Annotated in this window: 18 protein-coding genes and 2 pseudogenes; 13 read left to right on the top strand and 7 right to left on the bottom strand. The window is 57.6% G+C overall.

Annotated features, from left to right (window positions below; translation table 11 throughout):
- Positions 1-24: 24 nt before the first annotated feature.
- Positions 25-660, bottom strand: a complete 636-nt coding sequence (locus tag LJ360_RS19480) for a glutathione S-transferase family protein (RefSeq protein ID WP_264994829.1) — start codon at positions 658-660, stop codon at positions 25-27.
- A gap of 138 nt (positions 661-798) precedes the next feature.
- Here LJ360_RS19480 and LJ360_RS19475 point away from each other — a divergent pair, with 138 nt between their 5' ends.
- Both LJ360_RS19475 and LJ360_RS19470 read left to right on the top strand, forming a co-directional pair.
- Positions 799-1,794: a helix-turn-helix transcriptional regulator gene (locus LJ360_RS19475; RefSeq protein ID WP_264994828.1), complete on the top strand. Its 996-nt coding sequence runs from the start codon at positions 799-801 to the stop codon at positions 1,792-1,794.
- Positions 1,795-1,957: 163 nt separating this feature from the next.
- Positions 1,958-3,508 carry a class I adenylate-forming enzyme family protein gene (locus LJ360_RS19470; protein ID WP_264994827.1) on the top strand — a complete coding sequence of 517 codons (1,551 nt, stop codon included), beginning with the start codon at positions 1,958-1,960 and terminating at the stop codon, positions 3,506-3,508.
- A gap of 86 nt (positions 3,509-3,594) precedes the next feature.
- Here LJ360_RS19470 and LJ360_RS19465 read toward each other — a convergent pair whose 3' ends face one another.
- Together LJ360_RS19465 and ilvG are read right to left on the bottom strand one after the other, a co-directional pair.
- Positions 3,595-3,876 carry an ACT domain-containing protein gene (locus tag LJ360_RS19465; RefSeq protein WP_264994826.1) on the bottom strand — a complete coding sequence of 94 codons (282 nt, stop codon included), beginning with the start codon at positions 3,874-3,876 and terminating at the stop codon, positions 3,595-3,597.
- Positions 3,873-5,569: pseudogene (gene ilvG, locus LJ360_RS19460) on the bottom strand (acetolactate synthase 2 catalytic subunit). Before ilvG ends, LJ360_RS19465 begins: the two are co-directional and overlap by 4 nt.
- Positions 5,570-5,972: 403 nt before the next feature.
- Between ilvG and LJ360_RS19455 the strand changes: the two are divergent.
- The 6 genes from LJ360_RS19455 to LJ360_RS19430 all read left to right on the top strand — a co-directional run bounded on the left by LJ360_RS19455 (position 5,973) and on the right by LJ360_RS19430 (position 13,385).
- On the top strand, positions 5,973-6,728 hold the full coding sequence (locus tag LJ360_RS19455; RefSeq protein ID WP_218144845.1) for a MauE/DoxX family redox-associated membrane protein: 756 nt from the start codon (positions 5,973-5,975) through the stop codon (positions 6,726-6,728).
- Between the two features lie 89 nt (positions 6,729-6,817).
- Positions 6,818-7,963: a hypothetical protein gene (locus tag LJ360_RS19450; protein WP_413774384.1), complete on the top strand. Its 1,146-nt coding sequence runs from the start codon at positions 6,818-6,820 to the stop codon at positions 7,961-7,963.
- Between the two features lie 70 nt (positions 7,964-8,033).
- A complete protein-coding gene (locus LJ360_RS19445) occupies positions 8,034-9,263 on the top strand; it encodes a nucleoside recognition domain-containing protein (protein WP_091855161.1) in 1,230 nt (409 codons plus the stop codon).
- Positions 9,264-9,462: 199 nt separating this feature from the next.
- On the top strand, positions 9,463-10,014 hold the full coding sequence (locus tag LJ360_RS19440) for a PRC-barrel domain-containing protein (RefSeq protein ID WP_264994824.1): 552 nt from the start codon (positions 9,463-9,465) through the stop codon (positions 10,012-10,014).
- A 179-nt stretch (positions 10,015-10,193) separates the two neighbouring features.
- Positions 10,194-11,201 carry a TAXI family TRAP transporter solute-binding subunit gene (locus LJ360_RS19435; protein WP_264994823.1) on the top strand — a complete coding sequence of 336 codons (1,008 nt, stop codon included), beginning with the start codon at positions 10,194-10,196 and terminating at the stop codon, positions 11,199-11,201.
- Between the two features lie 27 nt (positions 11,202-11,228).
- A complete protein-coding gene (locus tag LJ360_RS19430; RefSeq protein WP_264994822.1) occupies positions 11,229-13,385 on the top strand; it encodes a TRAP transporter permease in 2,157 nt (718 codons plus the stop codon).
- 36 nt (positions 13,386-13,421) lie between these two features.
- Here LJ360_RS19430 and LJ360_RS19425 read toward each other — a convergent pair whose 3' ends face one another.
- On the bottom strand, positions 13,422-14,573 hold the full coding sequence (locus LJ360_RS19425) for a mechanosensitive ion channel family protein (RefSeq protein WP_264994821.1): 1,152 nt from the start codon (positions 14,571-14,573) through the stop codon (positions 13,422-13,424).
- A gap of 172 nt (positions 14,574-14,745) precedes the next feature.
- On the opposite strand from LJ360_RS19425, the gene LJ360_RS19420 reads away from it, so the two are divergent.
- The gene (locus LJ360_RS19420; RefSeq protein WP_264994820.1) at positions 14,746-15,492 is read left to right on the top strand and encodes a sulfite exporter TauE/SafE family protein; all 747 of its coding nucleotides are present in this window, start codon (positions 14,746-14,748) and stop codon (positions 15,490-15,492) included.
- A 42-nt stretch (positions 15,493-15,534) separates the two neighbouring features.
- On the opposite strand, the gene LJ360_RS19415 is transcribed toward LJ360_RS19420, so the two are convergent.
- Positions 15,535-16,308 (bottom strand): radical SAM protein, encoded by a 774-nt coding sequence (locus LJ360_RS19415; RefSeq protein WP_264994819.1) that lies wholly within the window; start codon positions 16,306-16,308, stop codon positions 15,535-15,537.
- A 155-nt stretch (positions 16,309-16,463) separates the two neighbouring features.
- Positions 16,464-16,706 carry a helix-turn-helix domain-containing protein gene (locus LJ360_RS19410; RefSeq protein ID WP_264994818.1) on the bottom strand — a complete coding sequence of 81 codons (243 nt, stop codon included), beginning with the start codon at positions 16,704-16,706 and terminating at the stop codon, positions 16,464-16,466.
- Positions 16,707-16,820: 114 nt separating this feature from the next.
- Between LJ360_RS19410 and LJ360_RS19405 the strand changes: the two genes are divergently transcribed.
- The 4 genes and pseudogenes from LJ360_RS19405 to LJ360_RS19390 all read left to right on the top strand — a co-directional run.
- Positions 16,821-17,372 carry a hypothetical protein gene (locus LJ360_RS19405; protein WP_264994817.1) on the top strand — a complete coding sequence of 184 codons (552 nt, stop codon included), beginning with the start codon at positions 16,821-16,823 and terminating at the stop codon, positions 17,370-17,372.
- On the top strand, positions 17,369-18,772 hold the full coding sequence (locus LJ360_RS19400; RefSeq protein ID WP_264994816.1) for a DEAD/DEAH box helicase: 1,404 nt from the start codon (positions 17,369-17,371) through the stop codon (positions 18,770-18,772). Before LJ360_RS19405 ends, LJ360_RS19400 begins: the two co-directional genes overlap by 4 nt.
- A gap of 874 nt (positions 18,773-19,646) precedes the next feature.
- Positions 19,647-20,797, top strand: a protein-coding gene (locus LJ360_RS19395; RefSeq protein WP_413774383.1) for an IS3 family transposase whose coding sequence is annotated in 2 segments (ribosomal slippage) — positions 19,647-19,884 and positions 19,884-20,797 — 1,152 coding nt in all. Because the reading frame shifts where the segments join, the coding sequence is not laid out codon by codon here.
- Between the two features lie 47 nt (positions 20,798-20,844).
- Positions 20,845-21,102 (top strand): annotated as a pseudogene (locus tag LJ360_RS19390) (transposase); the annotation flags it as partial.
- Between the two features lie 247 nt (positions 21,103-21,349).
- Here the strand turns inward: LJ360_RS19390 and LJ360_RS19385 are convergent.
- Complete coding sequence (locus LJ360_RS19385; RefSeq protein ID WP_264994814.1) at positions 21,350-22,402, bottom strand: IS110 family transposase; 1,053 nt, start codon at positions 22,400-22,402, stop codon at positions 21,350-21,352.
- Positions 22,403-22,447: the final 45 nt, after the last annotated feature.

Raw genomic sequence — 22,447 nt, 5'->3', positions numbered from 1 at the left:
AGGGCGTGGATGTCACTCGTTCGCCTACGCCGTAGCGGCGTTCATTTGCTCCGCCAGCTCATCGTCCAGCTGATTGGCTCGCTTGGCTGCCGGGCGACTTTCCATGCGGTCCACATAATTCTGGAACACTTCGTTGGGTGGCAGGTTTTTCTGCATCGTTTCCCACCACAGATAGCTGCTGACCAGTACGTCGGCAGCGGTGAACTGTTCCCCGCAGATGTACGGTCCCCTGCTTAGAGCCTGCTCCAATGTCCGGATAACGTCGTCCAGGCGGCCGCTACCGACCGCCTGGACGTTGCTATCATCAATCCGCCAGTCGTAGGCCCTGGCACTGGTGGCCATTTCGAACGGTCCTGCCATGAAGAACAGCCAACGGTAGTAAGGGCCGCGTTCGGGGCTATTGGCGGCCGGTGCCAGTTGCTTCTCGGGAAAGCGGTCTGCCAGGTAGGCACAGATGGCGGCGACCTCGGTGACGACTGTGTCGCCGTGCCGGATGGCAGGTACCTTGCCCATGGGGTTGATGGCCAGGTAGTCAGTGCTTTTCATCTCAGGACCGAAGGCCATCACCTCGGTGTGGTAGGGAATAGCCAGTTCTTCAAGCATCCAGCGTACGACACGACCGCGGGACATGGGGTTGGTGTAGAAGGTGAGTTCGGACATGACGGTGGTCCTCTTCCTTGTTGGGTTTTACTGCTTGCAGGACCAGATTAGAGTGGATATAGGTGAAAAGACGTCCTATATAGGCGGCACAGTCAAAATTTAATCATCGGCCTGCGGATGCAGGTAAGGATGGCCATCATGTCCGGACCCACCACCCGCGTACTGGCAGCGCTGGAGCTGCTGCAATCCCGCCGCCAGATCAGTGGCGCCGAGCTGGCGAAGTGCCTGGAAGTGGACCGCCGGACGGTGCGGCGCTATATCTCGGTACTGGAAGAGCTGGGCATTCCCGTCACCACTGAACAGGGCCGCTACGGAGGCTATCGCCTGGTGGCCGGTTTCAAGCTGCCCCCCATGATGTTCACCGACGAAGAAACCCTCGCCGTTGCACTCGGGTTGCTGGCGGCCCGCCAACTGGGGCTGGCGTCCTACGCACCGGCCATCGCGGGGGCAGAGGCCAAGCTGGAGCGGGTCATGCCGGACAACCTGAAGCGGCGGGTGAGAGGTATCCGTGATACCACCCGGGTCGTTCTGCCCCGGGGTGAGCCCAGCCTGGACGACCAAGCCTTGCAGGTACTGACCCGGGCCGCCGAGGACAGCTGCCGTGTTACTTTCAACTATCATTCCCCGGAGCATGGTCCGATGGCCCGTGGCATTGATCCCTACGGCGTGGTCTTCCGCCAGGGTCGCTGGTATGTCATCGGCTTCTGCCATCTGCGCCAGGCCATGCGTTCTTTCCGGCTGGACCGTATCAGCGAGGTCACCTCTCAACGGGAAACTTTCAGCCGCCCGGCCGGTTTCGATCCGGCGGTCTTCCTGCAGGAGAGCTTCTCTAACTGGGGGCAGGCTCACAAAGTGAAAGTCCTGCTGCACACAGATCGAAACCACCTGGCGAGACTGGGCACGTTCACCGCAGAGTGCGCAGGGTCGTTCGAAGACTGTGAAGACGGCCTGCTTATGCACACCCAGACCGACAGCCTTGAATGGTTTGCCTGGTGGCTGGCGCAGTTGCCAGTCCGGTTCACTATTCGCGAACCCGAGGGCCTCAAGGCGGCAATGCGCCAGCACGCGCTGCGATTGATGGAAGCGTGTGGAAACGCGTCATTGCAGGCGGGCAACGCTAGTCAAGTTTGTTAACCACCGGCAGGTTCAGCGCCAAAGTGGTTAGCCCCGTCATTGTGCGGTTGCGGAAGGGACAGGGTAGGCTTTATGACCAATCACTTGCTCAAATTATTGGCTTGAACTAATTTTCAAGACCAGAGCTCGTTTCGAGTTGGTTCCCGAAGCCCGGAGTCAAGCGATGTCAAACCCTCAGAGTGATACCACCGTGGCCGCCAGTGCAGCCTCGCTTACCATCGGTGGGCTTTTTTGCCACCAGGCTCGTTACCACCCCCGCCGTGTGGCCCTGCAGGACGCCAATGGCGAGTACACCTACGGGGAAGTCAACGAGCGTGTGAACCGCCTGGCCAACTGGCTGACGGAGCGAGGGTTGAGACGTGGGGAACGGGTAGCGGTCCTGTCCGAGAACCGTATCGAATACCTGGAAGCGATGCTGGCCGCGGCCAAGCTGGGCGCCATAGTCGCGGCTCAGAACTGGCGTCTGGCTGCAGGCGAGCTTGAGCACTGCATCCGGCTTACCGAGCCGCGAATAATGCTCGTCTCAGAGCGGCACGCGCCGGTGCTCGCGGATGTAAACCACGACGTTACCACCGTTCTGCGATTCGGCCAGGATTACGAGTCGGCGCTGGCTGGGGCGTCCATCGCAGAGCCGCCGAACGCTGCCCAGGGGGAGGACGGTCTGCTGATCCTGTACACCAGCGGAACCACCGGGCTGCCCAAGGGAGCGTTGATCAGTCACCGTGCCGAGATTGCCCGTGGCCAGACGTTCTATATTGATCACGAAATCGAACGGGAGGACGCTTTCGTCGCCTGGGCGCCGCTGTTCCACATGGTGTCTACTGACCTGTCATTGGCCGCACTGTGCCGCGGCAGCAAGGTAATCGTGCAGGATGGTTACGATCCGGACGCACTGGCCGCCGTGGTCGGTCGGGAACGAATCGGCTGGCTGGTGCTGATGCCAGGCATGATCGAGTCTTTCATAGAGGCCATGGGACGTGGCGGTATACAGCCGTCGGGTGTGAAGTCCTGCGGCTGTATGGCTGACCTGGTGCCGCTGCACCAGATCGCCGAAGTCACCCGGCTTCTGGACGCACCTTACGTTAACAGCTTTGGTTCCACAGAGACCGGCTCGGGGCCGGCCACCGCCGGGCTCATCGCCCCGGGCACGGTCGCGAAAAACCTGTCCAAGGTACAGAGCTCTTACTGTGAGGTCCGCCTGGTTGACGCCGATGACCAGGAGGTGCCGGATGGCGAACCCGGGGAACTGGCCATCCGCGGTCCTTCACTGTTCAGCGGTTACTGGCAAGCGCCGGAGGTGAACGCCAGGGATTTCCGGGGTGGCTGGTTCCACATGGGAGACATGTTCGTGCGCAATCCGGACGGAACGCTGGACTTCGTGGACCGACGCAAGTACCTGATCAAGTCCGGCGGTGAGAACATCTATCCGGCCGAAATTGAACGTGTTCTGCTCGCTGATGCCCGCATTGCCGACGCGGTGGTGGTGCGCACGCCAGATGCCCGTTGGGGAGAAGTGCCGGTAGCCTTCGTCGTGCCAGCCGTCGACAATCTGACGGAGGACGACGTTCTGGCGTGCTGTCGTGGCCAGATCGCTGGTTACAAGATGCCCAAGGGTGTCCGTTTCGTGACTGACGCTGATCTGCCGCGCAGCACCACGGGCAAGATCAAGCGCCATGAGCTGGAGGCGCAACTGAAAAAGCCCGAGGCTGTCTGAACGCCGCCACGTTTTCGCAGCTGATTCGCCGGGGCGCGATCACCTTTGCCCCGGCCTGTTACCGAAGATCCTGTCCGGCAGTGTTCCTAACCTGCCGAAAATCGCTCAACGACTGACAGCGCCTGGTCTTTGAGCTCCACCACAACCACTGTCTGCAACTTCTCCAGCTGACTCTGTAACATCCCGATAGGCCGGTTGCCTTCCAGGGTGAGGGCGATATCCAGCGAATCACCGACGTTTTCCATGGCCATTTTTGCAATGCGGAAACCGCGAACCCGCACCACCTGGCACAGGCGTTCCAGGGCGGCGGCTTCCGGGGTCATGCGGCAGTGAATCTGGTAGCTGGCGGCCGGTGGCTGAGGGTTCATGCTACGTACTCCTTGTTGCTTCGTGGGCGATGGGTTTCATCGATCATGTCGGTGTTGCGGCGCCGGGTTTTACAATGGGCCAGACGTTTTCTTCCCGGGCGATCGCGACGTGCAGCAGCATCGGGCCCTGGTAGGCCAGCAGGGTTTCGATGCCACGGCGGACCTGGTCACTGCGGTTGATGTGCAAGGCGTGGATATCGAATGCCTTCGCCATGGTCAGGAAGTCCGGGTTGTCGTCCAGGTCGATCTGGCTTTCCCGATTGTTGTAGAACAGCTCCTGCTGCTGCCGGACCATGCCCAGGCACTGGTTATCCAGGATGATGATCTTCACCGGCAGCTGGTAACGGCGGATGGTAGCCAGCTCCTGGGCGTTCATCATGAACGAGCCGTCGCCGGTGACGTTGATCACCGTGCTGGCCCGGTTGGCAAACTGTGCACCGATGGCTGCCGGCAGGCCAAATCCCATGGTGCCCAGGCCGCCACTGGTCAGGTGATGGCGGGGATGGTCAAAGTCATAGTACTGGGCGACCCACATCTGGTGCTGGCCAACGTCGCAGGCAATAACCGTGTCGTCGGCGGTGATGCGGGAGAGCTGGCGAATAAACGCCGGGCCATGGATGGGGGCGTAGGGGTCGTCGTTATCCGCTGCATGGAAGCCACCGGTGGTGTGCCAGTGGCGGCAGGTTTGCTGCCAGTCGCTGATAGCCAGGGGTGACGTTTGGACTTCCCCCGTGAGAGCCCGCAGAATCGTTGTCAGATCACCCATAAGGGTAAGATCCGCAGGCCGCAGTTTGTTGAACTCGGCGGCATCGGCGTCGATATGAATGGTCCTGGCACTGGGAGCAAATGCCTCCAGCTTGCCCGTGGCCCGGTCATCCAGGCGGGCGCCGATCACCAACAGGAGATCGCACTCAGCGACTGCCCGGTTGGCCGCCCGGGAGCCGTGCATGCCCAGCATGCCCAGATCGTTCGGTGCCCGCTTGCCGGCGTTACCCAGTCCCTTGAGGGTGGTCACACCGGGTAGGCCAGAGGCCTCCGTAAAGGCCCGGAAGGCGTCTTCCGCATGGGCCAGTGAGATGCCGCCCCCGCTGTATAACAGGGGTCGCTGACTGGCCTTGAGCATTGCCATTACCCGGGAGGCGTCAACAACCTCATCGACACCCGGGGTCCCATGAACGGCCGGCGCAGGGCCGACCTCTGCCAGCAGGATATCCTTCGGAATGTCGATCCAGACCGGGCCGGGACGCCCTTCGCTCGCCAGTTTGAAGGCTTCCTCCAGCACGCCCGGAAGTTCGTCGGCCTGCTCCACCAGGTAGCTGTGTTTTACGATACCCAGGGCCATGCCCAGCATGTCCGTTTCCTGGAAGGCATCGGTGCCGATCAGGGCGGAAGGCACCTGACCGGTGATAACCACCATGGGAACCGAGTCCCGGTGGGCATTGGCCACACCGGTTATGAGGTTGGTGGCACCAGGGCCGGAGGTGGCAATGCATACGCCGGTCCTGCCGCTCGCACGGGCATAGCCGTCGGCGGCGAGGGCGCAGGCCTGTTCGTGGCGGCACAGCACATGCTCCACCACTGCATCGTCCACCAGGGCATCGTATAGCGGCATGATACAGCCGCCGGGGTAGCCGAAAACCGTGTCGATGTGGTGGCGGTGGAATGCCTCCAGGATGTGCTGTGCGCCGTTCATGGTGTCTTCCCTTTGCTTTTTCAGGTGCAAAAAAAAGCCCCCGGAACCTTTCGGTGCCGGGGGCCTTGGTGTTCGTCTGGTCTGTCAGTCAGTCAACCGTCTGTCCACGCAAAAGCCCCCGGATGGCACCACGACCACCAGGACTAGCTTCACGATTACGACAACGGCGTTCAGATTCATGGGTATGGAAATCGATCTGTTTGACAGTAGATCTGAATCTAACGCGGCCGGAGCCATTGCGCAAGCCTTTTGGTCATTAGGCGCAAACGGACCCTGTCTGTTGCCGGTATTACGCAACCGTAAGGGCGCTGGGCACAAACGCGCCATGGCCACTGCTAGGCTGAACGGGAGAACGTGATTGGTTTATCCGGTATCGGCGGGCAACGCCGAGGAGGGAGCTCGAATGGAGAATGTGAGTCCAGGCAAGACAGCCCAGCTCTATCGCATGGTGATGGCGGAACATCTCTGCCCGTTCGGGATGAAGAGCAAGTTCCTGCTCGAGCGAAAGGGCTATACGGTGGAAGACCACCCTCTCACCAGCCGGGATGAAGTGGACCGGTTCCAGGACGGGCATAACGTGGATACCACGCCCCAGACCTTTATCGATGGCCAGCGTATCGGCGGCTATGACGAACTGAGGGTCCACTTTGGCCTCGACGATCCGGATGACGACACCAGCTATCAGCCCGTCATCGCGATATTCGGAACTGCGTTGCTGATGGCCATTGGCATTATGTGGTTCTTCGACCATGCCGTTTTTTCCCTGATGACCGTCGAGAAATTCGTCGCCATAGCGATGATCCTGCTGGGGTTGCAGAAACTGCAGGACGTGGAAAGCTTCAGCACCATGTTCCTCAACTATGATCTGCTGGCACAGAAACAGGTGGCTTACGGTTATCTGTATCCGTTTGGCGAGACCCTTGCGGGCATTCTGATGATGGCCGGGGCTTTGGTCTGGCTGGCAGCCCCCGTTGCACTATTTATCGGCACGGTAGGGGCTTTTTCGGTGTTCAAGGCTGTGTATATCGACCGGCGGGAACTCAAATGTGCCTGCGTGGGCGGCAACAGCAACGTGCCCCTGGGGTTTGTCTCGCTGACGGAGAACCTGATCATGATAGCCATGGGGTTGTGGATGCCGTTGCGGATGTACGTGATGTGAATCGGCCGCTGTCCCGGCCATGCAGCCGTAGGAGAACCTCGCAGGGATGGTATAAGCTGGAGGGCGTCTGTTGCTGACCGAAGCGCGAGGTGTCCCGGTTGAAAACTGTGGTGGTGCTGATGGTACTGGCCGGCTTGCTGGCTGCTGGCGTGGCCGGGTGGCATGAGCCCGAGCCCCTGGAAGAAAGACTCGTCCGGATACAGGCGCAGGAATCCCTGCCGGGTATCACCGGAGTGGAAGATTTGCCGGTGGAGTTGCAGGCGGCCCTGCTGGACCTGTCTGACGATCCCCTGGTGTCGCTGAAAGCGAGGGGAGCGGTGCTGCGGTATCCGGACCTGGCCGCGCAGGTGTTCCCGTTGTACGCCTCGGAGCCGGAGTTCCGGGATATCCTGGGCCGATATGGTGAAGCCGTGCTGCCGCCGGTGGCACACTTTATCGACAACCCGGTGGCGACCATTGAAACCATGAATACCCTGTCCCGGCACTATGACCAGATAAGGGAATTTGTCGGAAGTTTTCAGCCTTCCCGCACCGAGAGCGCCACGCCTGTTGAGCCAGAACAGGATGAACCCGCTCCGGAACTGACCCCGGAACAGCGTGGCTGGTATGCCGTGAACTTTATTGAAGCCGAGGGCCATGGCTTTCTCGGCCAGTTCGAAGTAGCGGATGATGGTTCGGTTCACTGGATCCAGACCGAGCGTATCACCGAAGGCGTCACTGATTTTTTTACCAGCGGTATCCGTACCCTGGAGACCCGTCAACGCACCGGCGAGGAAATCCGCTTGTCTGACATTGGCTGGGCATCGGTGGACGTGCTGGTATTTGCCAGCGCGGTAAAGGTACTACGCGCCGGCCGGGCCGCGGCAGCCACCACTCGAGGGGCCGGGTTATCGACCCGCTCCGCCGCGCTGGCGGCGCGGGTGACCGGTGCCGGAAGAATGGTCCTGCGCAGTGCCCGTTATGCCCGTTGGCCGCTGGTCATCGGCGCCGGCTACCTGGTGATCCGCCATCCGGTGGTAATCAGCGATGTGCTGGCCGAAATTGCCCGGGTTGCGGGCCTGCCCACCTGGCTGGTGCAGTGGGCAGGCTGGATGCTGATCCTGTTGCCGGTGCTGATCCTGCTCCGCTGGCTGATGTTGCCACTGGCGGCGCTGTTGCGGGCGCTGGTGCCTGTATTGCTGTGGCTTGGCGGCCGAGGGCATCGGGCCGGCAGTCTGCGCGAGCGGGCCTGGTGAGTATGGCGAATGACACAGCGGGCCGTGGCTCCGTTGTGTCCCGGTGGACGCAGAGGGAGAGCACTGGCCCATGCTGAACGGAATCTGGCTCGGCTTCTTCCTGGCCGCCTTTGCAGCTGCGCTGTGGCAGTGGCTGGGGCATAACGACCCGGAAGTGTTCAGCCGGCTGGTGACCGCGCTGTTTGATATGGCCGAACTCAGCGTGGAGATTGTACTGGTGCTGGCCGGCACCATGACCCTGTGGCTGGGGTTCCTCGCCATCGCTGAAAAAGCCGGCCTGGTGGACGTGCTCGCGCGGTTGCTGGACCCCCTGTTCCGGCGCCTGATGCCGGAAGTGCCCAGCGGACACCCGGCCATGGGCCACATCACCATGAACTTCGCGGCCAACGTGCTGGGCCTGGATAACGCCGCCACGCCCATCGGCATCAAGGCCATGCACTCCCTACAGGAACTCAACCCCAGCAAGGATACCGCCAGCAACGCCCAGATCCTGTTCCTGGTGTTGAACACGTCCTCCCTTACCCTGCTGCCGGTGACCATTTTCATGTACCGGGCCCAGCAGGGCGCGGCCGAACCCACGGCCGTCTTCCTGCCCATTCTGCTGGCCACGTCGGCCTCCAGCCTGGTGGGGTTGCTGACTGTGTCCCTGGTGCAGAGGCTGAAGCTCTGGCACCCGGTAGTGCTGGCCTACCTGGTAGGTGGCGCTGCCGCCCTTGGCCTGCTGCTGACCACACTGGCAGGTATGTCTGCCCAGGCCCTGGAGGCCACTTCGACCCTGGTGGGCAACCTTACCCTGTTCGGGATTGTGGTGGGCTTCCTCGCCATCGCGGCGCTGCGCCGGGTGAACGTGTACGACGCCTTTGTCGAAGGCGCCAGGGAGGGGCTTCAGGTGGCCCTCAGCCTGCTGCCCTATCTCGTGGCCATGCTGGTAGCGGTGGGGGTTTTACGGGCCAGTGGGGTGCTGGAGGCGGGGCTGGACGGCTTCCGCTGGCTGGCAGACGCACTGGGTTGGGACACCCGGTTCGTTGATGCCCTGCCCACGGCGTTTATAAAGCCGCTGTCCGGTAGTGGTGCCCGGGCCATGATGATCGAAACCATGGATAACTTCGGTGTGGACAGCTTTCCGGCCCTGATGGCAGCCACCATGCAGGGCAGTACCGAGACAACCTTCTACGTTCTGGCGGTTTACTTCGGCGCGGTGGGTATCCGTCGTATCCGTCATGGTCTGGCCTGTGCCCTGCTGGCGGACCTGGCAGGCATCGTGACTGCCATTGGCGTCTGTTACTGGTTCTTTGGTTAGCCAAAACCGGATTGATAGCCGAAATTCCGGACTTTTAACCAGTATTTCCCGCGCGTTTTATTGCCATTCCGTCACTTGGACTGTTGCGACCCCGTTGCTAGGTTTATTGATAACGTGATCGGCATCACATATCACGTTGCCTGGTCCGGCCCCTGACGGTCGGCCCTTTCCCAGGAGTTTATGGAATAAGGAGTTCACTATGAAACGCACACGTCTGGTTCGCGCAATGGGCATTCCCCTGATCGCCGGTTCAATGGCGTTCGGCCTGTCCGCACAGGCAGCCCAGGGGCTCTACTCTGCGGATGAATTGATGGATGCCGACGTTTATGACAGTAACGGCGAGGAAATCGGCGAAGTGGAGGACATCCTCATGAGTGATGATATGTCCGTCCATTCACTGGTCATCAAGACCGGCGATGTGCTGGGCCTCGGCGGCCGTGACGTGGTTGCCGAGCGTGGCAGCTTTACCGTTCGCATGGAGCAGGACGATAAGGATGACGACGAATTCGATGACCAGGACTACGAAGTCCACATGGCGTCCACCAAGGACGAGGTGAAGTCGCTGCCGGAGTACGACGAAAGCTGGTGGAACCAGACTCGTCAGGGGCTGAGACAGGCCTGGGAGAACACCAAGGAAACCAGCCGCAGTGCCTGGGAAGACACCAAGCAGGCTACATCTTCCGCATGGCATAACGTGAAGGAAGGCGCTGATAAAATGTCTGATCGCGCCGAAGACGCAGTCGATAACTGATTCGGCCATCCACGGGGGAGCAGGGCTCCCCCGGTTCACCTTACCCTGCCGCAGCTGCTCCTGCTGGCTTCTGGTATCTACGACGTTTGGAGTAGTGGCCGTAACGGCGACACTGGTCTAGATTTATCCTGATCCATTGATTGATAAAGACAACAATCCGATCAGGGAAGGACCCGACCATGACCAGAACCTCCGTCTTCAGATCTGCTACTGCACTTCTAGCTGCTGCCTCCCTTGGCCTGTCCATGACCGCCCAGGCGGAAGGCAAGTACATCATGGGTACGGCCACCACGGGTGGCACCTATTACCCGGTGGGTGTGGCTATCTCCACACTGATCAAGGTAAAGCTTGAGCCCACGGAGAATATCTCCGTTTCTGCTATCAGCTCCGCCGGCTCCGGTGAGAACCTAAAGCTGATGGACGAGGACCAGGCTCAGTTCAGCATCCTCCAGGGGCTCTATGGTGCCTGGGCGTGGGATGGAACCGATCCGGTACCCAAGGCCTATAAAAATGTTCGTTCCGTGTCGATGCTATGGCAGAACGTGGAGCACTTCGTGGTTCGCAGTGAACATGCGGACACAGGCACCATCGACGATATGGAGAACCTCTACGGCGAGACCTTCTCCATTGGTGCCCGTAACTCGGGCACTGAGGGTTCGGGGCGCTTCATTCTGGGCAAGGTAGGCGTTGACCTGGATGAGATCGAAATGGCTTACATGGGCTACGGCCCGAGCGCCGACTCGCTGCAGAATGGCAATATAGATGGCATGAACATTCCCGCCGGCGTGCCGGCCTCTGCGGTTACTCGGGCCTACGCCAACATTGGGGATGACATTGTTACGCTGAATTTCACCGAGGAGCAGCTGGCAGACGTCAACAGTGACTTCGAGCTGTGGTCGGCCTACGAGATTCCGGCGGGCACCTACCCCAACCAGGATGAAGTCATCAACACCATTGCCCAGCCGAACATCCTTGCCGTGCGGGAAGACGTCCCTGAGGAAGACGTCTACCTGATCACCAGGACCATTTACGAGAACCTGCCGTTCCTCAACAACATCCATGCGGCCACCAAGGCCATGGCGCTGGAGAAGGCGATCGTTGGTCTGCCCATGCCGCTGCACCCGGGCGCCCAGCGGTTCTATGAGGAGCAGGGCATCGAGATCCCCGATCGTCTGAAAGCGCAATAATCCTGCGATCAACAGGGGAAATCGTGTGTGACACAATCACACAGTGACAATGCCGGGGCCGAAGCCCGGCTGGAAAAGATCCGCGAAGAAAGTCCGAAAGAGGCCCCCGAGCGCCTGGAACACCCGGTCATTGGCCGGGTGATTTTTGTGCTGGCTATCGGCATTGCCCTGGTCCACCTCTGGTTCAATACCTTCTCCACGTTATCGGAGCTGTGGACCTCGGCACTGCACTTTGGCCTGTTCGGACTGCTCTGCGCCCTGGCCATGCCCCTGATTCGTAGTGAGCGGGCAGGGGTTCAGCGTGCCGTGTTCTGGGTCGACCTCGTCCTTGGGCTGGCGGCGCTGGGGTGTGCGCTCTACCTCATGGGCTTCGAGGACGCACTCTACGACCGGGGTGTGGTTTTCTCCACCGCCGACTGGGTGGTGTCTATCATTGCGGTGGTGCTGGTGCTGGAGTTTGCCCGGCGCACCACCGGCTGGTTCATCCCCTGCCTGTGCATGGTCGCACTCACCTATGTCGCCTGGTGGGGACAATATGTGGATGGAGTGTTCAACTTTCCGGGCCTGACCTGGGAGACGGTGCTCTACCGGTCCTGGATGGGTGGGCAGGGCATGCTCGGCTCCATTGCCCGCATCTCCTGGACCTATGTGTTCATGTTCATCCTGTTCGGCGCCTTCCTGGTGAAGTCCGGCGCCGGGGATTTCATTATCGACCTGGCCCGCTGTGCGGCGGGCCGGTTCGTGGGCGGGCCCGGGTTTGTGGCAGTGTTCTCCTCCGGCCTCATGGGCTCGGTGTCCGGTTCCAGCGTTGCCAATACCGTGTCCACCGGGGTGATCACTATCCCCCTCATGCGCAAGGCGGGCTTCCCGGCCCGCTTTGCCGGTGGTGTGGAAGCCGCAGCGTCTACCGGCGGGCAGCTGATGCCGCCGGTGATGGGGGCCGGGGCGTTTATCATGGCGTCCTATACCCAGGTGTCCTACCTGACCATTATTGGCGTGGCGGCCCTGCCGGCATTGCTGTATTTCCTGTCCGTGGCCATGTTCGTGCGTATCGAAGCCAAGCGCAGCCATGCGGTGAAACTCGAGGATGAGAACTCGGAAACCTTCGGCCAGGTGTTGAAGGGCGGCTGGCATTATCTGTTGCCCCTTGTGGTGCTGGTGGCAGCGCTGATCTACGGGTTCACGCCCACCTATGCTGCCGGCATCGCCATCGTGTCGGTGGTGGTGTCATCCTGGATTGCCCGCAAGCCGATGACGCTCAGGGATATCATGGACGCCCTCGCCCAGGGCAGCCGCAATATCATGACCACCGCGATCCTGCTGATCACCGTCGGGCTCATTGTGATGGTGATTTCCACCACCGGCGTTGGCAACACCTTTTCCCTGATGATCACTGACTGGGCCGGTGGCAGCCTGCTGGTCACCATCGTATTGGTGGCGCTGGCTTCACTGATCCTGGGTATGGGGCTTCCGGTGACGGCGGCCTACATCGTATTGGCGACACTCTCTGCGCCCGCCATCTATCAACTGATTGCCCAGAGTCAGCTGATCGACCTGATGGCCAGCGGCAACCTGCCGGAGCAGGCCCGGGCAATCTTCATGCTGACCGCGCCGGATGCGGTGGAATTGTTGGGGGCCCCCATGGAGCGGGCCCAGGCGGCTGCGATGCTGGCGGAAGTGCCGGAGAACTTCACCGGCCAGTTACTTGAGCAGGCCCTGTCGTCGCAAGCACTGACCATGGCGCTGGTGGCGGCCCATATGATCATTTTCTGGTTGTCACAGGACTCCAACGTGACTCCGCCGGTCTGCCTTACTGCCTTCGCAGCGGCGGCCATTGCCGGCACCCCCCCAATGCGCACCGGTCTGACCGCCTGGAAGATCGCAAAGGGCCTGTACATCGTGCCCCTGCTGTTTGCCTATTCACCACTGATTTCCGGCACACCGTTGGAGATGATCACGGTGTTCACATTTGCCCTGTTCGGCATCTATGCCATTATTGCCGGCCTTGAAGGGTACCTGGAGCATCCCCTGCAGTGGTGGCTGCGGGTGTTGATGTTCCCCGTCGGAGCACTGATGTTATGGCCCCATGGCATGATCTGGATCGACCTGGCCGGCGTGGTGATCTTTGTCGCCCTGCTGGTCTGGAGTGCCCGCCAATCTGGTCCGGTCCGGGCATTGGCTTGATCCAGCGCCGGGGTTCGATGCCCCGGCAGTCCTGCCTCAGGAACTGTTGGCTGCCGGATTTGATTCGCCGTTGATCCTCAGTGGCGAGAACAAGGGCGCCAGGCCCTTGGCATCATCGATAAACAACTGAAGGTGGGGGAACGGAATCTCGATTCCCGCCTCGTCCAGGTGTTCCTTGATTTGCTCCAGGATCTCAGCGGCAATCCGTGGCTGAATATCAATATCCTCAGGAAGGATCCAGATCAGGACTACCAGGTTGACCGAGGAATCACCAAGTCCTTCCATGGCAACCCGGGGCATCATGTCGCCGGTTTTCAATACCTTGGGATGGGCCTCCAGGATGGGAAGGATGACCTGCCGGGCTTCCCTGGCGGACTCCTTGTAGGCAATTCCGAGTTGGATCCGCACCCGGGTGGGGCCTTCAGCGCTGTAGTTGACGATCTCGGACGATGCCACGCTGTCGTTAGGGATCATGGTGAAAATATTATCACGGGTTCGCAGCCAGGTGGTCCGGAAGGCAATTTTCAGAACCTTGCCTTCCTGGTCATTGATCCGGACCCAGTCGCCAATGCGGAAGGGGCGTTCGATCAGCAGGGTCACCCCGGCAATAAAGTTGGACAGTGTGGACTGGGCAGCAAAGCCAACCGCAATGCCGACAATGCCCAGGCCAGCGATAACCGACCAGACATCGAACCCGAACTGCGCCAGTACGGTAACCGAACCCATCACCAGCACCAGTACCAGCAGGGAGTTCCTGAGAAGTTGCTTTAGCGAAGGGTCAATCTGGTGACGGGCATGGGTAACCTCGACGGCACGGGACAGCAGCACCCACGCGACGTAGAAGCCCAGTGCGATCACCCCGGCCTGGGCTATACCCTTGAGCAGGATCCCATCGCCACCATACTGGGCAGCGATAGCGACGATGGCCACCAGGGCCACTACGTATCGTAAGCCGGTCCTGATGGCATGGTGTATGGCGCCGAGGCGATTAATTCTGCCCAGGATCAGCCGAAGACCCAGGCTTGCGAACCAGTACAGCATTGCGGCCAGGACAAGCAGTATCGCCGTCACCAGCAACTGCCCCATGAGCCAGCCCAGTGTTTGCTCCCAGCTGGATCCGCTGAGTCCGAGCGCTTCCGCTGTGTCACGAAGATTGTTTAAAAGCTGTTCCTGTAGGATGCTCCACATGCAAGGTTCCTGCTCTGGTTATAGACTGCTTCCTGTAGTGGGCTGCTGCCATTGAAAACCACCCGGTAATTGCCACCGATGGTTTGCGAGCCCTACAGACCTTCGCTTATACCTTCGAGTATAGTTATCACGGCGATCCTGCCCGGATTTATGACACGTTTAAGGACAGAGAATGACCCTCATGGAGGCTATGGCCCTGGTGGCTATTGGTGGGGTCGCAGGCTTCATCAACGTACTTTCCGCAGGCGGCTCCATGCTGACCCTGCCATTGCTGATGTTTCTTGGCCTGCCGGCCCAGGTGGCCAATGGCACCAACCGTGTGGCGATTACCCTGCAGAGTGTGACTGCCGTGGGCAGCTTCCTTCGCGCGGGCCACAGCAACCTGGCTGTGAGTATCCGCCTGGCCATACCCGCTGTGGCCGGCTCGCTGCTCGGGGCCTGGACCGCTAGCTGGATCCCCGAGGCGATCTTTGAAGGAGTACTGATTGCCGCGATGATCGGGGCGTCGGTGTTCATGCTCCTGCCCCAGCCCCGACTGGACACCCGGGCACTGACCCCGGACCGGCTGGGACTGGTGGAGTACCTGGCATTATTCCTGATCGGCCTGTATGGCGGGTTTATCCAGGTGGGGGTTGGGGCGCTGTTTATTGTCGTGCTTTACCGCATGCTGAAGATAGACTTGCCCCAGGTGAATGTCATCAAGGTGTTTATCATCCTGGTCTATACCCTGCCTGCCCTGGCAATCTTTGCGACGAAGGGCCAGGTGCTGTGGGTCACCGGACTCGTCCTTGCCCTCGGCAACATGGCCGGTGCCATGATGGCCGTAAAAGTGAACATGGGGCCCAAAGGCGCCCAATGGATCAAATGGCTCACCCTGGTCATGGTCGCGGCGATCCTGCTACGCCTGATTCTGTACTGAACAAGGTCACTTGGCAGGATAGCGAATCAGGCAGGTGGGATCCTAAAGCCCCCGCAACCACTCCGGCCGCAGCCGTGCCCGCTCTGGTGTATGGATAGCCGTGCGTACCTGTTCCAGCATGCGGGCCTTGTCCCGGCCCAGGGTGCCTTTGAGCACCAGGTAGTTGGACGCATGGTCGCTGCGAAAGACGGTCTGGTTCAGCTCAAGGTTTTCCAGAAGCTTCTCGGCCTCCAGGAACAGCTCCTGCTGGTCGAGGGGCTCGAAGTCCGGGAACTGCTCCTTGTAGCGGTCCATCCCCTGGGGAAAGCTCACGACGAGGGTCGACAGGAACTCCGGCTGGGTGTCATTCATTAACCGGGCCGAATTGACGGCATGCTGGTCGCTCAGGCTCTTACCGCCGAGGCCGTTGAGGATCATCACCGAGCGCTTGATGCCCGCTTCCCCGATCTTGAGCAGGGCATCCTTCGTGGACTCGTAAGTCTCCCCCTTGTTGACCCGGCGCAGCACCTCATCATCACCGGACTCCGCACCGATATAGAGCATGTGCAGCCCGGCATCGTGCAATTCTTTCAGTTCCGACACTGACTTGCGCTTGAGGTTGCGGGGCAGGCAGTAGGAGGTAACCCGGTGAACATCGGGGAGATAGTCGCGAATGGCCTCGAGAATCTTCAGCAAGCGGTGAGTGGGCAGGATCATTGCATCACCATCGGCAAGGAATACCCTCTGCACGATCAGGCGCTCGCCGCATTTGCGGATTTCCTCGAGTACTTCGTCCTCATCACGGGCGCGGAACTTCTTCTGGGGCGCCGTGTACATCTACCCGCAAGTTCTATTTTAAACGTACCAAAACTAAATTTGTCTTCTGGAATCAGATAGCTAGTTTTGGTATATATACCAAATTAATATACTAAAACCAAAAGCGAGATCCATAGAAGCCAGCAGAACTAACACAGATTGAAGCCACGCCCGTGTCAGGTACGGAGGTCTGCTGAGGGCTCCGTCAAATCTAGCAACAAGTCTTTTGGGGAGCACTGAAGACAATCTGCTAGTTGATACAGTCGTTCGATCGTTACGTTAACCTCACCTCTTTCGATTTTCCCTACATAGCTCCTATCGATCCCTGCCTCATATGCAAGGCGCTCCTGGGACAGCCCTTTCGATTTCCGAATCGCTCGAAGGTTTCGACCAAATGCTTCGCGAACAACAGAACCCATTTCTTGCCCTCATAAAAGACAAGACTATGGTTTCTTGAGGCATACGGAGCCACGGCATATACTACCCATTTTCCAGGATCGATCAGATCGACCTAATGGCCATCGGACCTCCATATGAGCGAAAAACAGCAACTGCATGCCGATGAAATCTTGATTGAACTTTTACGAACTCAGTCTGGCACTCCTTTCTCGAACACCGAGATCCGGGATCTCTATCTTAGTCGTATACCTCACGAACAACGGCCGTCCGCCAATCAACTACGCAAGCATATCTATAGGGAGCTTCTACGGCTTGAAGCAGCCAATCTCATTGAGCGCTACGAAGGGTCTACAGGGCGGGGTTGCAAGTTCATCTACCGACTAGAACACGATGGCGCTACCTTGGTAGCGAGACCATCTCCCTATGTCACGGAAGATAAGCAAGGCGAGTCGACGATGGATAGGGAAACCCGCCGCTCGCTGCAAGACGAGCTTGCTAACAGGAAAATTGAACTAATTGCGAGCATTGGTGAAGCAGAGGAATACCAGCGACTTTACAATAAGTACCCAGCACTGCGTAGCGCCGTAAAGACGCAGTACCTGGAATCTCGCGAGAGAAGTACCAAACTTTTAGGTCAACTTCGAGCCGTAGAGTTGGTAATCGCCAAGATTGGATCTCCCGCATGACTCAGTTGCGTCCCTGGCAGACGGAGTGCGTTGACGAAGCTCTACAAGTATTTGAATACAGAACACATTTTCTGTGTCACGCAACACCAGGAGCAGGCAAGACCATTATGGTGGCCTCCGTGGCCAAAACCCTTTTGGAAAGAAAGAAAATAGACTTCGTCTTATGCTTTTCTCCGTCAAGGGCAGTCTCGCAGAGCGTTGAATCAACCTTTGGCCAGTTCTTGGGGCGAACCTTCAACGGCCAGATTGGAGCTGCTGGCGGCTCCTACACATACCAGTCAATGAGAACCCTGCCTAAAGAGTTGTGGCGGGTGTTGAGCGAGCACAACGTGCTGGTGATATTGGATGAGATCCACCATTGTGCTGGTCACCGATGGGACGATCTTATAATTGGCAACAGTTGGGGCCGAACGATTCTTGATAGAATTCAAGGTAAAGCCACCTTCACAATAGCGTTGTCAGGCACCCCATGGAGAACAGATGATCATCCAATCGTTCTCTCTCGCTACATGCAGCCCGACGGAAAGCTCCATTGTGATTACGAATACGGATTACAGCGCGCAGTTTCTGAGGGTGTTTGCCGTGAACCAAGAATTGTGCTGACTGACAATCGAGAAATCAGTCTGAGATCATCAGAGCTTGGCTTTAAAAACTTCACCAGTATCCAGGAAACCATTAAGCAGGGACATGTTTCGTATCCCGAATTTCTGTTCAGGGATGAAGTGATCGACCATTTAATTTCGGAAGCGTCAATAAAACTGTCGGACATCAGGAAGCAGCGCCCTTCAGCCGCCGGTCTTGTTGTCGCAGCTACTGTGGCCCACGCAGAACAGGTTGCTCGTCGACTTTCAGCTCTTGGAGAAAAGCCAGTTCTAGTCACTTACAACACGCCCGACGCCAATGAGGTTATTTCAGACTTCAAGCATTCGTCTGATAGCTGGATTATCTCCGTAGGAATGATCAGTGAAGGAACAGATATTCCGAGATTGCAAGTATGCTGCCACCTTAGCAGAATACGAACAGAGCTCCATTTCCGGCAGGTGCTTGGTAGAGTTCTTAGATGCCAAGCAGGAGAGCCCGCTGATTTAGGGGGCTGGCTTTACGTTCTTGCGGAACCCAATTTAACAGAGTTTGCATACAGAGTTGGTGATGACCTACCCGGGCAGAGGGTTGTGTCATTCTCACCAAAATTTTCAAAGCTTGATCTAAAAGAAACAAACGGGGCCGGGGCGTTGCTGCCGGATAATATCCCGTCCATACCGAATGATCCTGGTATCGATCTTTCCGGCTCTTGGGTCGGAGCGGCGCAAGGATTTGAAGGTAGGAACGCAGCAGATTTGCGCTTAAGTAATCAGTATTGGAGTGAGGTTTTGTCGCTATTTGATAAGACATTGACGTAGACTTTATAGAATATTTAACGTTAGATTTAAGCCAACTAAAGCGTAGCCGGTGACAATCAGTAACTTTCTCAACCATCGTCGACATTTCGGTAAAACTATACCTTTAAACCAACGCTGATTTGACGCACCAGGCCGCCTTGGTCAGGATCCCGGCACAGGATCCGTCAGCAGGTGCGAGCGAATTGATCCACCGGGGATACCACATAGGGCAATTGGCGTCCGAAACCACTCGGTTGCTAAGGACTCATGGCCGTATAGAGTCAACCGTACTAAGTTTTCATAAAAGACCAACAATAGGTCGATCCGTTCCACGGTATCTGAAAGCAGTCTAGCGAGCTCCCACTGAAACCAATAACTTATAACTGATTACTATATTGTTCAGTAAGTGCAGTTGTTCATCTCAAATCATTAAAAGCTTCCATTCTCTGAGCATTTATCATTACCTAATCTATTGAGGGACTCTACCATTTTTATGTATGTCAGGTTTTTGATAAGCCTGATTGGTTCTTGCTTCAATGCTCGCTATCGATTTTCCACAAAAACTCCATGAATTCAAGGCTTAGCCAAAAATCCTTAATCGTTATTTGAAAACAAACGGCTCATCTATCAGATCTCACTTAACTCACCCACGATCTTAACAACAAACGTTGCATGCATGAATATGCCCTCTAAAACGTCCTTGCACAACGATTTCCAGCGCCGAAAAGTACCGGTTTTAAGTAATCGCTTAAAAGAAAGTTCCAGAAAATCTTGAAGAATTGTATTAATGGTGGTTGCTGGTATTCCCTTTTAACACTGAAAGCTGAATGGCAAGCCCCCGATACAGTAGACGCCTGATAGCGTTACACTAAACGCAAATCTACAGGTGTTGATGATGAGCGCAAAGCGATACTCCGAAGAATTCAAAATCGAGGCGGTGAAGCAGGTCACGGAGCGCGGCTACAAGGTATCCGACGTGTGCCGGAGACTCGGGATCACCTCCGGCAGTCTGTACAAGTGGATCAAGCTGTATGGCGATCCTGGAAGCCAGCACCAGCACATCACGGAGCAGCAGGATGAGCTTCGTCAGCTGCGGGCCGAACTGCGCCGGGTGACGGAGGAACGCGACATATTAAAAAAGGCCGCAGCGTTCTTTGCCAAGGAGTCCGAGTAAAGTATCGCTTCATCAGGGCTCACCAGAAGGAGTTCCAGGTCCGTGTCATGTGCCGCGTGCTGAAGGTCCACTTCAGTGGTTTCTACGCTTGGCTACATAGCCCTGAAAGCCCACGTGCCAAGGCCAATCGCCGGCTGGTTGGGTTGATCAAACAGGCCTGGCTCGAAAGTGGTGGCGTGTACGGGTATCGGAATATCACCCTGGACCTGAAAGACCTCGGCGAGCGGTGCAGCAAGAACCGGGTGTACCGGCTCATGAGAAACGAAGGCATCCGCGCTCAGCGCGGTTACAAGCGCCACAAGGGCTATTACGGTGGCAAGCCAGCTCACGTTGCACCGAATCATCTGAATCGTGAATTCGAAGCTCAGAAGCCGAACGAGCGGTGGGTAACCGACATAACCTACATCCGTACTCATGAGGGCTTCCTGTATCTCGCGGCAGTGCTGGACCTTTTCTCCCGACAAATCGTTGGCTGGTCTATGAAATCGAGAATGTCGACGGACCTGGTTATGGACGCACTATTGATGGCTTCCTGGAAGCGCCGGCCCAAACAGGAGGTTCTGATCCACTCCGACCAAGGCTCCCAGTATACGAGTCGGGAGTGGCGAGACTTCCTGGATGACCATCAGCTCAAGCCCAGCATGAGTCGGCGCGGTAACTGTCACGATAACGCCGTTGCCGAGAGCTTCTTCTCGTTGCTCAAGAGCGAACGGGTGAAACGTAAAATCTACAAAGATCGGGAAACAGCCCGCCAGGATATCTTCGATTACATCGAGATGTTCTATAACCCGGTTCGCCGGCACGGCAACAACGGCGGGCTGTCTCCCGTAGACTTCGAAAAGCGGTATTTTAAGCAGCTGTCAGGTGTCTAGACTATCGGGGGCTTGCCATTCCTACAATGAGGCAAACGGAGAACGACATGAAGAAATCACGGTACAGCGAGTCACAAATCGTCAAGATCCTGAAGGAGGTCGAGGGCGGTCGCCTAGTCAAGGAGGTGTGCCGGGAATACGGCATCTCCGATGCGACCTACTACAACTGGAAATTCAAGTACGGTGGTATGGAGGCCTCGGACGTGAAGCGCCTCAAAGAGCTGGAAGAGGAAAACCGCCGCCTGAAGCAGATGTACGCCGAGCTCAGTCTCGACCATAAGCTGCTGAAGGATGTGATCGAAAAAAATGTATGGTCCGCTCCCCTTTTGCAAGGCAGACCGATGATCAGTGACAGTTCGCAAAAATGTATCCGGCCTCTCATGAGTCAGGCGCTTTTGACGCCAAGGCCATGATGAATATCCGCACATAGCGTTTCCAAATAGCTTCGAAGGGCTCAGAGCCCGCTTTTTTGTCCCGGATTTACGCTATGCCGACCGACTGTTTGCTCATCTTGTTCATACCATCGCAAAACTCTGAATGGGTGTGATTTGTTTAACAGCCTGCTGGGCTGGCTGGTTGAACCTGTTCGTAAGTCGCCGCGGGTCGAGTGAGAATAACCCACGCGATTCGAGCCAATTTATTGGCCAAAGCGACAACAACCTTGTTGAACGGCATTCGTCTTTCAAGGTTGGTGATCCACGCCCCAAGACGGTCCTTTTCTCTGTTCAGATGCAGAGTGCAACTACGAGCACCATGTATCAGCAAGCGTCTTATATATGGGTTGCCAGATTTACTGATGCCACCGAGGGTGGTTTTACCTCCCGTCGAATGCTGCTTTGGAACTAAACCCAGCCAAGCCGAGAAATCACGGGCTTTATAGAATTGAGCCGCGTTACCAATTGCAGCGATGATAGCCGTCGCAGACAGCGCCCCAATGCCAGGTACGGATTGGAGTCTACGGGCTGACTGATCCTGAGAGGCCCAGGCTTCAATCTGGGAGTTGATTGATTTGAGGCGTGTCTCAAGGCCAAGAAGTTCGTCCCAGAGTTCGTTTATCAAAGCAGCCATTGCCGGCGAAATTTCCGCAGACGAATCGCTTAACACGGCTGGAAGTTGGCTTTTGAAGTTGCCAACACCGGTGCGCAGAATAATGCCTTCCTCTAATAAGAAACCACGCATTTGATTGATCAAACGAGTTCGCTGATTCACCAAACGGTCGCGCACTCGGTGAAGAGCCTGAAGGTGCAGCTGAGATTGGGTCTTGATCGGTACCGGTCTCACCGACGGGCGCTGACTGGCCTCAGCAATCGCCAGCGCATCATTGGCGTCGTTTTTCTGATTCTGGACGAAGGGCTTCACATACTGCGCTGGTAGAATTCGAACCTGGAAGCCCAAGCCAGTTAGTTTACGCCCCAGCCAGTGAGCGCCTGCACAAGCCTCCATCGCCACGACACAGGGCGGCTGATTGGCAAAGAACGTCACAATTTGTGTTCGTCGGAGCTTTTTGCTGACGACTCGTTTTCCGTCAGCATCAAGACCACAGACGTGGAACAGTGATTTGGCCAGATCGATTCCGAAAGTGACAACGCTTTTGTTGTTTGACATGGCTGCTCTCCTTCGTTGGCGTGCCTCCCAAAATTATGGAAGGTG

The organism is Marinobacter sp. AN1, from assembly GCF_026013985.1.
Lineage (GTDB): Bacteria > Pseudomonadota > Gammaproteobacteria > Pseudomonadales > Oleiphilaceae > Marinobacter > Marinobacter segnicrescens.
Note: the sequence above shows the minus strand (reverse complement) of the source record. Positions and strands in the feature narration are given on the sequence as shown.